Origin of the sequence: Buttiauxella cochleicola, assembly GCF_021282435.1 — a bacterium.
GTDB lineage: Bacteria > Pseudomonadota > Gammaproteobacteria > Enterobacterales > Enterobacteriaceae > Buttiauxella > Buttiauxella massiliensis.
The window spans coordinates 408,532-422,274 of record NZ_JAJSOT010000003.1 but is presented as its reverse complement, the minus strand read 5'-3'; the positions used below and the strand labels follow the sequence as shown (position 1 = coordinate 422,274).

At 50.8% G+C, this 13,743-nt stretch carries 13 protein-coding genes and 1 tRNA gene; 11 read left to right on the top strand and 3 right to left on the bottom strand.

The window, feature by feature from the left end:
- Together LVQ77_RS10865 and alr are read left to right on the top strand one after the other, a co-directional pair.
- Positions 1-2,951 (top strand): Ig-like domain-containing protein (locus LVQ77_RS10865; protein ID WP_232904430.1); only part of this gene is annotated, 2,951 nt, incomplete at its 5' end.
- Between the two features lie 182 nt (positions 2,952-3,133).
- Entirely contained in the window at positions 3,134-4,372 is a 1,239-nt protein-coding gene (gene alr / locus LVQ77_RS10860) for an alanine racemase (protein ID WP_232904429.1), read from the top strand.
- A 107-nt stretch (positions 4,373-4,479) separates the two neighbouring features.
- Here alr and LVQ77_RS10855 read toward each other — a convergent pair whose 3' ends face one another.
- From LVQ77_RS10855 to LVQ77_RS10845, 3 genes are all read right to left on the bottom strand, one after another.
- Complete coding sequence (locus LVQ77_RS10855; protein ID WP_154155845.1) at positions 4,480-5,019, bottom strand: DUF2058 domain-containing protein; 540 nt, start codon at positions 5,017-5,019, stop codon at positions 4,480-4,482.
- 148 nt (positions 5,020-5,167) lie between these two features.
- Positions 5,168-5,242: transfer RNA gene (locus LVQ77_RS10850), tRNA-Arg, on the bottom strand.
- Between the two features lie 203 nt (positions 5,243-5,445).
- Positions 5,446-6,411 (bottom strand): formate/nitrite transporter family protein, encoded by a 966-nt coding sequence (locus LVQ77_RS10845; RefSeq protein ID WP_233338174.1) that lies wholly within the window; start codon positions 6,409-6,411, stop codon positions 5,446-5,448.
- Between the two features lie 204 nt (positions 6,412-6,615).
- Between LVQ77_RS10845 and ccmA the strand changes: the two genes are divergently transcribed.
- The 9 genes from ccmA (at position 6,616) to mlaA (ending at position 13,738) form a co-directional block, all read left to right on the top strand.
- A complete protein-coding gene (gene ccmA / locus LVQ77_RS10840; RefSeq protein ID WP_232904428.1) occupies positions 6,616-7,224 on the top strand; it encodes a cytochrome c biogenesis heme-transporting ATPase CcmA in 609 nt (202 codons plus the stop codon).
- The gene (gene ccmB, locus LVQ77_RS10835; RefSeq protein ID WP_232904427.1) at positions 7,221-7,880 is read left to right on the top strand and encodes a heme exporter protein CcmB; all 660 of its coding nucleotides are present in this window, start codon (positions 7,221-7,223) and stop codon (positions 7,878-7,880) included. The genes ccmA and ccmB overlap by 4 nt, the downstream gene beginning before the upstream one ends.
- A gap of 81 nt (positions 7,881-7,961) precedes the next feature.
- Positions 7,962-8,699, top strand: coding sequence for a heme ABC transporter permease (locus tag LVQ77_RS10830; protein ID WP_232865937.1), 738 nt, complete (start codon positions 7,962-7,964; stop codon positions 8,697-8,699).
- On the top strand, positions 8,696-8,908 hold the full coding sequence (gene ccmD / locus LVQ77_RS10825) for a heme exporter protein CcmD (protein ID WP_232865938.1): 213 nt from the start codon (positions 8,696-8,698) through the stop codon (positions 8,906-8,908). Before LVQ77_RS10830 ends, ccmD begins: the two co-directional genes overlap by 4 nt.
- Complete coding sequence (gene ccmE, locus LVQ77_RS10820; RefSeq protein ID WP_232865939.1) at positions 8,905-9,384, top strand: cytochrome c maturation protein CcmE; 480 nt, start codon at positions 8,905-8,907, stop codon at positions 9,382-9,384. The genes ccmD and ccmE overlap by 4 nt, the downstream gene beginning before the upstream one ends.
- Positions 9,381-11,333 carry a heme lyase CcmF/NrfE family subunit gene (locus LVQ77_RS10815; RefSeq protein ID WP_232904426.1) on the top strand — a complete coding sequence of 651 codons (1,953 nt, stop codon included), beginning with the start codon at positions 9,381-9,383 and terminating at the stop codon, positions 11,331-11,333. The genes ccmE and LVQ77_RS10815 overlap by 4 nt, the downstream gene beginning before the upstream one ends.
- Entirely contained in the window at positions 11,330-11,887 is a 558-nt protein-coding gene (gene dsbE / locus LVQ77_RS10810) for a thiol:disulfide interchange protein DsbE (protein ID WP_151995277.1), read from the top strand. The genes LVQ77_RS10815 and dsbE overlap by 4 nt, the downstream gene beginning before the upstream one ends.
- A complete protein-coding gene (locus LVQ77_RS10805; protein ID WP_232904425.1) occupies positions 11,884-12,963 on the top strand; it encodes a cytochrome c-type biogenesis protein CcmH in 1,080 nt (359 codons plus the stop codon). Before dsbE ends, LVQ77_RS10805 begins: the two co-directional genes overlap by 4 nt.
- Positions 12,964-12,979: 16 nt before the next feature.
- Complete coding sequence (gene mlaA, locus LVQ77_RS10800; RefSeq protein ID WP_232904424.1) at positions 12,980-13,738, top strand: phospholipid-binding lipoprotein MlaA; 759 nt, start codon at positions 12,980-12,982, stop codon at positions 13,736-13,738.
- The last annotated feature ends 5 nt before the right edge of the window (positions 13,739-13,743 follow it).

The following is a 13,743-nucleotide window of genomic DNA, read 5'->3' as shown; positions in this document are numbered from 1 at the left end:
CGGCCGACGTTCCGCAGACGACGCTGACGTCGGCAGAAATTCCGCAGACGACGCTGACGCCGGCCGAAATTCCGCAGACGACGTTGACCCCGGCCGACGTTCCGCTGACGACGTTGACTCCAGCCGAAATTCCGCAGACCACGCTGACGCCGGCCGAAATTCCACTGACCACGCTGACGCCGGCCGACGTTCCGCAGACGACGCTGACGCCGACCGACGTTCCGCAGACGACACTGACGCCAGCCGACGTTCCGCAGACGACGCTGACCCCAGTATTTGTTCCGCAGACCGAGCTGACGCCCGCGAAACATCACGATCACGTCAACATCACTATTGATAACATTGTGACCGAGACAACCCCGCCAACAATGGATCTGCACGGCACCATTACCCATGTTAATGGTGGCAGTGGATCACCGGATGGTTTTGATGTTCAGGATGGCAAAATTGTCAGTATCGGTTCAAATGTACGTGTCTATTTGAGCGAGGGAGATTTCGAGCCGAAGTGCGACGATCCTGAACATCAGATCCAGCCTTACAACGACGGTAATCAGAAAGGTGATGGGAATTATTCCGATGTATTTGTCGTGCATCCGGGCAGCCAATATATACGCCCTGCTGATAGTTATCACGATAACCTTCAGAGCGTTAAAGGGGATTCGCAGAGCGGACATAAAGACTATATCTTCCTGCAAGATGGTGAAGGAATTCATTACAAGATTACATCTGGAGTCGATCACCCTGAAAACCATCAGGTGAATTCTTGGGATAATGTTTCGGTTACCGGGACTGATGGCCATGGCCACACGTTATCTTTAAATGGTTCAAACCAAATTGCGGGAGTGATTTACGGTGATGGCACTTCTCCTAACTCGCCAGAGAGTAATCCTCCACAGGTAGAGTCTCCTGCCAGCGAGCAGCACTCTACTATCACCGGTACCGTAACGGGTGACGCAGCGCTGGGCGACATCGTGAAGCTGACTGTCAACGATCATCACTATAAAGGTGAGGTGGTTGACTTGGGTAACGGGAAGCTCGGCTACAATATTGGGGTTGAAACAGGCGATCTGAAAGAGGGGCTACCTGTCCATGTCAGCATCACTATCAAAGATGACTTGGGCCATGTGACAACAGCGACGGCAGATCAAAATATTGATCATGACCAGGTCCCTCCAGCCAATTCATCTGATGATGCCGATACAATTGATGCTACCCATGATCTATACCCAGCGAGCCATGACCATGATGTGAGCGCCACTATTTCCATCGATCAAGGCATCGGAGATGGCAATACTAATGCCGGTCAATTGCTGGGTATTACGACTAATGTCATTGGCACCGTCGGGGGGAATGTCCATGTACATGATGAAGTCACTCTGGTGGTTAACGATCATACGTACTACGGTTACGTGCAGCCGATGGGAAATGGGCAGTTGGGTTATAGCATAGAGGTAATGACCACCGATCTGTCAGACAACCAGACTGCTCATGCCAGCGTGAAAACGGCGGATGGTGTAGAAGTTCATGCGGAGTATAGAGCAGGCCTTTCTATCACAATCGATCAGGTGGCTGGTGATGACAATATCAATGGGCTGGAAGGCCAAAAACAGACCACTGATGTCACCGGTACGGTGAGTGGTGATGCGAAAGCCGATGATTTAGTCACGCTAACAATCAATGGTCATGATTATACAGGTCAAGTTGTTGACTTAGGTGACGGCCATCTGGGTTACAAAATTCCGGTAAATACTGCTGAATTGGCAAATGGCCATGTTATCCACGCAAGCGTGACAGCGAAAGATGGAGTGGGTGATACGGAAGAAGCATTCACGGACCATTTCGTTCGTAATGACACCGCCGTGCCAGTCGAAAACACGGACAATACGGATTTGGCGCGAGAAGCTCCGCCTGCAAATAAAGCTGTAGCAACTGAGGGGGCTGCAGCTATTGATGCATCACATAGCCCAATTACCCATATCAATGGTGGTAGTGAATCAGCTGATGGTTTTGATGTTCAGGATGGGAAGATAGTTGCCATTGGTTCGAATGTGAATGTCTGGTTGAGTGATGGTGACTCTGAGCCGAACTGTGCCGATCCTCACAACCAAATCAAACAATACGGAAAGGACTACGGCAATGGCAACGTTAACGGTGATGGAAGCCATGCGGATGTCTTCGTTGTACATGAAGGCAGCGGTTATATGCAGGATGGCAACCACCGTGGCCTGGATGCGATTAACGGAACTACGCAGCAGTTGCAGGGCGGGCACAAAGACTACGTCTTCATACAGGATGGAAAAGAGGCCGATTTAGAGTTCTCATTTAGCAGCAATAACAATGCGACTGACAATGTTAATACGCTGGATAATATCTCGGTAACTGGCAATGGAGGGCAGGGGCTACATTTACAGGGTATGAACCATCTTGAAGGGGTGATCTATGGTGATGGCACTGTCCATACGCCAAACGAGGGCCGTACATCGATTTCTCATTCCGATGCTCCGGTATCTGAAGCTGAGCATTCGTTACCTCCAGCCGCACCTCCTGTACCTTCTGCCGAAGAAAGCGCTGTTCACACGACAGTTGAGCACCATGCTGAACAGTCGCATTCACTTAATAACTTGCTGGAAAGTAATGATGATCTTTTCCTTCCGGCAGCTGCGCCATCAGCAGATAGCGCCTTACACCACTCCGTCAGTACTGATCTGGGCAGTGATAAGGATCAGCATCTTGAAGATCGCATAAACCTGAGTGACCTGGCTCATGAGCTTGAACATGGTACGGATATTACCAGCCTGATTAAAGGGACTGAGCAATCGGGTAGCGAACCGACGGTTATCGATCCTAAAGCGCATGCGGCTCCGGCTATGATGTCTGAGTCTGCGGGAATGGACAGTTTGCAGCACTCATCATTTGATCATTTATTGCATAAACCTGAACACCAGTATTAACGGTTAACACTGGTAATGAATAAGAGCTTGACCGCGAAAGTGAGCAGGCTCTTTTTTTGCAGATCTCTATGTCATGTTTAAGAAAATGCCATTAAATTAGAATAAAAATCAGCAGGATAACTTGGTTTTTCTTATGACTTTGGGGTTGCTACGAACCCCTTTAACCTTGCTAAGGAGTTAGCATGCCACTGCATTTACGCCGTTTAGCTTTAATCCCTCTGTTTGTTCTGAGCGCTTGTAATAGCCACACCAATACCACCGTTCCTCCAACCAGCACACTTTCCGCTGCGGGGTATCACCACCAACAATTGGTCGTTGATAACTCAACACTTGAAATCTCGCGTAGCGCACTGGAATACAACGTACAAAAAGTACAAAAACTGCTGGGTAATAAATCGACCATGTGCGCCATTCTGAAAGGGGATGCCTACGGGCACGACCTGTCGCTGGTCACACCGGTGATGCTGGCAAACAACGTGCAGTGTATTGGCGTTGCCAGCAATGAAGAACTTAAAACTGTTCGTGATCTTGGCTTCAAAGGCCGCTTGCTGCGCGTGAGAAATGCCACTGAAGAAGAGATGCGTCAGGCGACGGACTATGACACCGAAGAGTTAATCGGCAATCTGGATATGGCTAAACGCCTGGATGCAATTGCTCAACAACAAGGGAAAACCCTGCGTATTCACCTGGCGCTGAACTCCGGCGGCATGTCACGTAACGGACTGGAAGTGAGTAACCAGGAAGGGCTGAACGATGCGAAAGCCATCTCTGAACTAAGCCACTTGAAAATCGTCGGCATCATGTCGCATTACCCGGAAGAAGATGCGGCGGCTGTGCGTAAAGACCTCGCGCGCTTTAAAGTTCAGTCACAGCAGGTTCTGGATATCACGGGCCTGAAACGTGAAGACGTAACAATGCATGTTGCTAACAGCTTCGCGACGCTGACAGTACCTGAATCCTGGCTGGATATGGTGCGTGTTGGCGGTGTGTTTTATGGCGACACCATCGCCAGCAACGATTACAAACGTGTGATGACGTTAAAATCGTCTATCGCCTCGGTGAATCGTTATCCTAAAGACAATACCGTGGGTTACGACCGCACCTACACCCTGAAACGTAACTCTGTGCTGGCCAACATTCCGGTGGGTTATGCCGATGGTTACCGCCGTGTGTTCAGCAACGCGGGGCACGTACTTATTCGTGGCCAGCGTGTACCCATTCTTGGCAAAACATCGATGAATACCGTGGTAGTTGATGTAACCGATTTAAAAGGTGTTGCGCCTGGGGATGAAGTGGTTCTGTTTGGTAAGCAGGGGAATGGAGAGATTACCGCGACTGAAGTAGAAGATATCAGTGGTGCATTATTTACCGAAATGTCGATTCTCTGGGGTGCTACGAACAAGCGCGTACTGGTTGATTGATATTCTTTGCCCAGCTCTAAGCTGGGCTTTTTCTATTAGAAACGAGGGCAATAGCAACAGCCTTTGCCCCAAAAGCCTAATCTGCGCCAAACATAAGGTAATTTTGGTTACCACATCAAATCATCAGGCACGACAAAGTCAGCATACGGGTCTTCTTCGTCTTGAGCTTCCTGGCTCAGCGTACTGTTTAATACGATATAGCTCGCATCACGCTGCGCAATTTTATCGGCAACACTTGCTGGGATAATCGCGTATTCACCTTCAGGATTTTTGTCTGTCATCAAACGAGCAATAGCGAGACGACCATTGGTTAATTGAGTCTGAGTAACCTTATCCACATAGATTTTTTTAATTAAATTGTTATCTGTGAAGTTATAGCCAATATCGCCTTTTGAAATAATAATTCTATTCATTTCAATAAGCTGTTTAATTTGAGCCTTATATTCTTTAGATAAAGTAGCCTGCTTTTGTTGTTCAACCAGCTCTTTATCACGTTCAATTTGCGCCTTTTTATTCTCTTCTACAGCCTCGCGTGCCTCACGAGCCTGAACTCGTGATTTTTTGGCCGTTCTCTGAACTTTGGCCATTTTTTTGCTGCTGACTAAGCCAGCTTTCAGCATCTGCTCTTGTAATGTGAGTTTTGTCATGTTCGTGGTCTAAAAGATTCAAATAGTACCAGGGATTATACCTTGAATTTCCGAGGCTGTACCAGGCTGTGGGAGTGGGGGGAAATCAAAGTTGCTGAAAGAGTTAGTGCGAGTTTGGTGGTTTCTTGCGGATGTGGAGAAATATTAATGGTGTCCCCTGCAGGAATCGAACCTGCAACTAGCCCTTAGGAGGGGCTTGTTATATCCATTTAACTAAGAGGACCTAATGCCCGTCATACTTCAAATTATGGGGGTGTTGGCTGCATTCACAAATTCCAGTCACTTACTCAAGTAAGCTCCTGGAGATTTGTTCTTTTGCCGCCTACCCACAATTCGAACTATTTAGGGTATTGCGCGGCGTAGTATACCCGCTTTTAGGTCTGAGTTAAGGGGCAGGGCTGCTGATCGCCTGAAACGTAACCAGTTTTACCTGAGCCGCGCCTGCTTTTTGTCTTCATCACCTTCTTTACCGTCTTCCACTTCCTGTTTGCGCTTTGCTTTAGCCTTCGCTTCGGCTTTTTTCTTGTTGCTCATATCGTTACGGATTTGCGCGTGGCTGATCAGCGCGAAGATAAACGTGCCGCCGCAAATGTTGCCCGCAAGCGTTGGCAGGGCGAACGGCCATAAGAATTCACTCCAGTGGATGGTACCGTTAAATACCAGGTAGAGGATTTCCACCGAGCCGACCACGATATGGGTTAAATCCCCAAGCGCGACCAGCCAGGTCATGATGATGATGACAAATATTTTTGCCGAACCCGCAGAAGGGAACATCCACACCATGGTGGCGATTATCCAGCCGGAAATAATGGCGTTGGCAAACATTTCGCCCGGCGTGTTGTGCATCACGTCCATTCCGATAGAAACGAATGCGTCGCGGGTTTGCTCGTCAAATATCGGCATATATTCAAACGCATATGCCGCAAGGCCGGTGCCGATAATATTGCCGAGTAAAACCATGCCCCATAAGCGCATCAACAGCAGAAAGTTGCTGCCGCTCGGTTTTTGCATCACGGGCAGGACGGCGGTCACGGTGTTTTCAGTAAACAGTTGTTGGCGCGCCATGATCACGATGATAAAGCCAAAGGTGTAGCCGAGGTTTTCCAGTAAGAAACTGCCGGGCACGCCTTCGAGATTGACGTGAAATATCCCCTTCGCCAGCAGCGATGCGCCCATCGATAATCCGGCGGCAACGGCTGACCAAAACAACGCCATTGCGTCGCGTTCCAGTTCTTTTTCACCGTCCTGGCGAATGTGCTCGTGAATCGCCATCGCCCGCGATGGCAGTTGTTCCTCGTCTACTTCAATTTTTTCCCCGTGTTCTTTTTCGTCACTTTCGACCTCAATTTCATCGGTGGATTTGTTGATTTTCTCTTCTTTAATTTCACCCATTTTTAAGGTCACTCACTCATTATTGTCTCCTCTAAGCGTAGCGGCTTTTGGCGTTGTTCCCCGCCTTGCGGGCTAAATTGAGATAATTTTGATCTCGGGTGTGCGGATTACCTCTTTTGGAGTACCGCAGCGGCGCGAGCCCAACTGGAGCAAAGCCTCTGATGTGTTATGATTTTGCATCCAGAGACAAGGAGTGTTCCTCACATGCTTGATGCCATTAACCTGACCTGCGTACGTGACGACCGCGTGTTATTTAGCGAGTTGTCTTTCACCGTATGCCCGGGTGAAATGGTGCAAATCGCTGGCAAAAATGGCGCGGGGAAAACGTCACTGTTGCGGATTCTGGCGGGGCTTGCGCAGGCGGAAGAAGGTGAAGTGAAGTGGCAAGGTGAAGGCTTATCCCGCGCACGTTACCAGTATCATCAGGATTTGTTGTGGCTCGGGCATCAGCCTGGCATCAAAACCGTTCTTACCGCCTTTGAAAATTTGAGCTTTTACTACGCTCAAAGCGCGGAAACCCTACGTTGGCAAGCGCTCACTGAAGTGGGTTTGCTGGGTTTTGAAGATGTGCCTGTTAATCAACTTTCTGCAGGACAACAACGCCGGGTGGCACTGGCCCGATTATGGCTAAGCTCGCAAAAACTCTGGATTCTTGATGAGCCTTTTACCGCCATTGATGTTACGGGTGTGGAAAAACTTACCCGGCAGTTGAAGCTGCATACCGAACAAGGCGGCATGGTGATTCTCACCACGCATCAGCCACTGGCAGTCAGCAATGTGCGCCAAATCCATTTGCAGGAGAAACTGGCATGATGCGCCGAGTTTTTCTGCATGAACTGCATGTGGTGTTCCGCAAAGGTGCGGAAATAGCCAACCCACTGTGGTTCTTTCTTATTGTTATTACACTGTTTCCGCTAGGAATTGGCCCTGAGCCGCAACTTCTGGCACGTATTGCGCCGGGTGTGATTTGGGTGGCTGCATTATTGGCATCACTGTTGGCGATGGACAGATTGTTTCGCGATGATTTTCAGGATGGCTCTCTTGAACAACTGATGTTGCTGCCAATCCCTTTGCCGATGGTTGTGTTAGCGAAAGTGACCGCTCACTGGGTGGTCACTGGCTTGCCGCTACTGATCCTCTCGCCGCTTGCCGCATTGCTGCTAGGCATGGATTTTTACGGCTGGCAGGTGATGGCGTTAACGCTGCTTATCGGCACGCCGACATTGAGTTTCCTGGGGGCGCCGGGCGTTGGGTTAACGGTGGGTTTGCGGCGCAGCGGCGTGCTGCTGAGTCTGTTGGTTTTACCGTTAACAATTCCACTGCTGATATTTGCGACTGCGGCGATGGACGCTGCATCTATGCATCTTCCGGTCGATGGCTATCTGGCAATTTTAGGTGCGTTGCTGGCGGGTAGCGCGACGTTAAGCCCGTTTGCCACGGCGGCGGCGCTGCGTGTCAGTATTCAATAATTAAAAATGTTGGATGGCGCTTCGCGTTTCCGACCTACAAGTTCTAACCCGATTTTTGTCGATATTTTGTGAGCAACGATTATGTGGAAATGGTTACATCAGCTCGCTAAACCCGAGCGGCTTTATCAGCTTTGCGGGCGTCTGGTGCCTTGGTTTGCACTTGTCAGCGCGGTGCTGTTGGTGGTCGGTTGTATCTGGGGCTTTGGTTTCGCGCCCGCGGATTATCAACAGGGCCAGAGCTACCGCATCATGTATCTGCATGTTCCGGCGGCTATCTGGTCGATGGGCATTTACGGATCGATGGCGGTGGCGGCGTTTATCGGCCTTGTGTGGCAGATGAAAATGTCAGACCTTGCTGTAGCGGCGATGGCTCCGGTCGGGGCTGTATTTACCTTTATTGCGCTGGTCACCGGTTCCGCATGGGGCAAACCGATGTGGGGAACCTGGTGGGTGTGGGATGCACGTCTGACTTCCGAGTTGGTGCTGCTGTTTCTCTATATCGGCGTAATTGCTCTATATAACGCCTTTGACGACCGCCGACTGGCCGGGCGTGCGGCGGGTATTTTGGTGTTGGTCGGTGTGGTGAATTTACCGATTATCCATTTCTCGGTGGAGTGGTGGAACACGCTGCATCAGGGCTCGACCAATATGCAGCAAAGTATTGACCCATCAATGCGCACTCCGTTACGCCTGACTATCTTCGGTTTTCTGATGCTATTTGCCACGCTGACGTTAATGCGCCTGCGCAACCTCATCTTGCTTCAGGAGCAGCGCCGTCCGTGGGTAATGGAACTGGCGAATAAAAGGAGAAGCGCATGACCAGCGCATTTTTAAACTGGACAGAATTTTTTGCCATGGGTGGCTATGCGTTTTACGTCTGGCTGGCTGTCGCGCTAACCTTCATCCCATTGCTGGTATTGGTGGGGCATACCCGTTTGCAGCATCGCACCATTTTAAATTCAGTCACGCGCCAACAGGCACGAGAAAAACGGATTCAGGCAGCACGTCAGGCAGAGGGAACTGAATGAACACGCGTCGCAAAAATCGATTATATCTGGCGCTTTCTGTGCTAGTGGGATTGGGGCTTACTATCACGCTTGTGCTATATGCGTTACGTAGCAATATCGATCTCTTCTATACCCCGAGTGAAATTCTGTATGGCAAAGGTGAAAGCCACCAGTTGCCCGAAGTGGGGCAGCGTTTACGCGTTGGCGGTATGGTTCAACCCGGCAGCGTGAAGCGTGATAGCCAGACCCTGAAAGTGACATTCAAACTCTATGACGCAAGCGGAGTAGTGGATGTCAGCTACGTCGGTATTTTGCCGGACTTGTTCCGCGAAGGGCAGGGCGTGGTCGCACAAGGCGTGTTTGAAGTCGGTAACAGGATTGAAGCCAAAGAAGTGCTGGCGAAGCATGACGAAAATTACACCCCGCCGGAAGTAAAAGAAGCGATGGAAAAAAATCACCAACGCGCGCCACAGGCCTATAAGGATAACGCTTCATGATGCCAGAAATCGGCAGTTTTTTGCTTTGCCTGGCGCTCGGCTGGTCATTGTTACTCAGTGTTTATCCGCTGTGGGGCGTGGCGCGTAACGACTCGCGCTTAATGGCTTCATCTCGCCCGCTGGCGTGGGCGTTGTTTATTACGGTGTGCGCCTGTTTCCTGGTGCTGGTGAACGCGTTTGTGGTGAACGATTTCACAGTGCTGTACGTCGCCAGTAACTCAAACACCGAATTGCCAGTGTGGTATCGCGTGGCCGCGACGTGGGGCGCACACGAAGGTTCGCTGCTGCTGTGGGTTTTACTGCTCAGCGGCTGGACGTTTGCCGTGGCGCTGTTCAGCCGCAGCATGCCGCAAGATGCGGTGGCGCGTGTGCTGGCGGTGATGGGGATGATTAATTTCGGCTTCCTGCTGTTTATCATTTTCACCTCGAATCCATTCACCCGCACGTTGCCGGATTTCCCGATTGAGGGGCGTGACCTGAACCCACTGTTACAGGATATCGGGCTGATTTTCCACCCGCCGTTGTTGTACATGGGCTATGTCGGTTTTTCCGTGGCGTTTGCGTTTTCTATTGCCGCACTGATGGCCGGGAAACTTGATTCTGCCTGGGCGCGCTGGACTCGCCCATGGACGTTAGCGGCGTGGTCATTTTTAACCATCGGCATTGTTTTAGGTTCGGCCTGGGCTTATTACGAGCTGGGCTGGGGCGGCTGGTGGTTCTGGGACCCGGTAGAAAACGCCTCGTTTATGCCGTGGCTGGCAGGGACGGCGTTAATCCACTCGCTTTCGGTTACGGAAAAACGCGGCAGCTTTAAAGCCTGGACGGTGCTGCTGGCGATTACTGCGTTTTCGCTGTGTTTATTGGGCACTTTCCTGGTGCGCTCAGGCGTGCTGGTTTCGGTGCATTCATTTGCTTCTGACCCGGCGCGCGGCATGTTTATCCTAGCCTTCCTGGTGATTGTGATTGGCGGTTCGCTGCTGCTGTATGCGGTTCAGGGCGGTAAAGTCCGTTCACGTGTCGGCAACAGTTTGTGGTCGCGGGAATCCTTTTTGCTCGGCAATAACGTGCTGTTAATCGCTGCGATGCTGGTGGTGTTGTTAGGAACGCTGCTGCCTTTAGTGCACAAGCAACTCGGGCTGGGCAGTATTTCTATTGGCGAGCCGTTCTTCAACACCATGTTTACCGCCTTGATGGCCCCGTTTGCACTGTTGCTCGGCATTGGCCCGTTGGTGCGCTGGCGTCGCGATGAACCACAAAAGCTGATTAAACGCCTGGCGATTGCCGTCGTGGTAACCGTGGCGCTGGCGTTAACGCTGCCTTGGTTGATGCAAGACCGTATCGAAGCGATGACTGTCGTCGGTTTACTGATGGCGGTTTGGGTATTTGTGCTGGCGTTAACCGAAGTCTATGAGCGCGCCACGCATCGCCATGGCTTGCTGAAAGGATTATGGAAATTGCCGCGCAGCCATTGGGGCATGGTGTTTGGACATCTGGGGTTGGCGGTAACTGTCGTCGGTATCGCCTTTAGCCAGAATTACAGTATTGAGCGTGATGTGCGCATGAAAGCAGGCGACAGCATCGACATTCACCAGTACCACTTTGTCTTCCGGGATGTGCATGAACTGATGGGGCCGAACTACCGTGGCGGCGTGGGTATTATCGACGTGACGCGTAATGGCAAACCTGAAGCCACGCTGCATGCTGAAAAACGTTTCTATAACAGCAACCGCGCCATGATGACCGAAGCGGCAATTGATGGCGGTGTGACGCGCGATCTCTACGCTGCTCTCGGTGAAGAGTTAGATGACGGTAGTTGGGCGGTTCGCCTCTATTACAAACCTTTTGTGCGCTGGATTTGGATGGGCGGAATATTGATGACGCTCGGCGGCCTGTTCTGTTTATTCGACCCACGTTACCGCCAGCGTAAAAACATGCCGGAGGCTGCATGAAGCGCAAAGTATTATTTATCCCGCTCGTTTTATTTTTGTTGTTGGCCGCGATGTTACTGTGGCAACTGGCACGTAATGCGCAGGGCGATGATCCGACCAATCTCGAATCTGCATTAGTTGGGAAAGCGGTGCCGGTGTTCCGTCTTGAGTCTTTGGAAAACCCTGGCAAGATTTATGACCAGTCAGTTCTGACTGATGGCAAACCGTTATTACTCAACGTGTGGGCAACCTGGTGCCCTACATGCCGTGCTGAGCATCAGTATCTTAATGGGCTCAAAGCACAAGGCGTACGGGTGGTCGGCATGAACTATAAAGATGAGCGCCGCAAAGCGATTACCTGGCTGAATGAATTAGGTAACCCTTACGCGCTGAGCCTATTTGATGGCAACGGTATGCTGGGGTTAGATCTGGGCGTTTACGGTGCACCGGAAACCTTCCTGATTGATGGGAAAGGGATCATTCGTTATCGCCACGCAGGGGATCTTAACGATCGTGTCTGGCAGCAAGAATTAAAACCGCTGTGGGATAAATACAACAAGGAGGCAGGTGCATGAAACGCGTATGGCTATTTCTCATCGCATTCTTGTTCTCGTTTAATGTGCTCGCGGCAATAGACACTTTCCAGTTCAAAGACGAAGCGCAAGAGCAGCAGTTCCGCCAGCTCACTGAGCAATTGCGCTGCCCAAAATGCCAGAACAATAGCATTGCGGATTCTAATGCGATGATTGCCTCTGACATGCGTCTGAAAGTTTATGAACTGATGCAGCAGGGCAAAACGAAGCAGCAGATTATTGATTACATGGTTGAGCGCTACGGCAATTTCGTGACATACGAACCACCGCTAACGCCTGCCACTATCATTTTATGGGTGCTGCCAGGGCTGTTTATTCTCGGCGGTGCGGGCGTGATTGTCATGCGCAGTCGTAAACGGCGAGTGCACTTTAGTGATGAGCCTGAAAGTGAAACTCAACCAGTGATTAGCCGAAAAGCCCATTTCTGGTTTTTCGCACCCGGTGCTGTGGTGTTAATTGTAGTGAGTGTTGGTGTTTATCTGAAAACGTCTGACTGGAAGCAGGTGCGAGCCTGGCAGAATGTCACAAATCAGACGCCGCAACTGTTACAGCGCGCATTAGACCCAGAAGCCGAGCCGCTGAACATGGCTGAAATGTCCGATCTTGGTCTTGGGTTACGCACCCGCTTGCAGCACGAACCTGACAATATTGAGGGGTGGATGATGCTCGGGCGAATTGGTATGGTTCTGAATAACGCAAGTACCGCTACACAAGCTTTTGCACATGCGTATAAACTGTCGCCCACTAACAGTAATGTAAAGCTGGGCTATGCTGAAGTATTGACCCGAAGTGGCGACCCGCAAGATAACCAACTGGGTGGGAATCTGCTGCGAGAGCTCCTTAAAACGGACCATACAAATGTTCGCGTGCTCAGCCTGCTGGCATTTAGCGCTTTCGAACAACAAAATTACCGCGAGGCAATTGGTGCATGGCAAGTCATGCTTAAAGTATTACCGGCAAATGACCAGCGCAGGGCTGTGGTGCAAAGAAGCATCGAGCAGGCGCAGGTTGCACAAGCTGGTATGGACAGCACCAAACCTGAGAGCGCAGACAAATAATAACAGGGAGACACATATGAATTTCCGCCTGACCGGACTGGCGTTGGCCACGACACTTTTAGTCGGGTGCGCCAGCTCTGCCGATCAAGAGCCACAGGGGCGTTCGGACCCATTTGAAGGGTTCAACCGTACAATGTACAACTTCAACTTTAATGTGTTGGACCCGTATGTTGTGCGCCCGGTGGCTGTGGTGTGGCGTGATTATGTGCCGCAACCGGCTCGTAATGGGATAAGTAACTTCACCAGCAACCTGGAAGAACCCGCCACTATGGTGAACTTCTTCATTCAGGGTAACCCGTATCAGGGGATGGTGCACTTTACGCGCTTCTTCCTGAACACGATGCTCGGTATGGGTGGTTTTATCGACGTGGCTGGCATGGCGAACCCCAAACTCCAGCGTGAAGAACCGCATCGCTTTGGTTCAACACTCGGCCACTATGGCGTGGGCTACGGCCCGTATGTGCAGTTACCGTTCTATGGCAGCTTTACACTGCGTGATGAAGGTGGTGATTATGCCGATACGCTCTATCCGCTGCTATCGTGGTTGACCTGGCCGATGTCTATCGGCAAATGGACAGTTGAAGGGATCGAAACTCGTGCTCAGTTGCTGGATTCTGATGGTTTGCTCAAGCAGTCATCCGATCCGTACATTTTGGTTCGTGAAGCTTACTTCCAGCGTCATGATTTTATTGCTAATGGTGGGAAGCTTTCACCAGCAGCAAATCCGAATGCTGCAGCAATTGAAGATGACTTGAAAGATATCGACTCTCAGTAAGCATT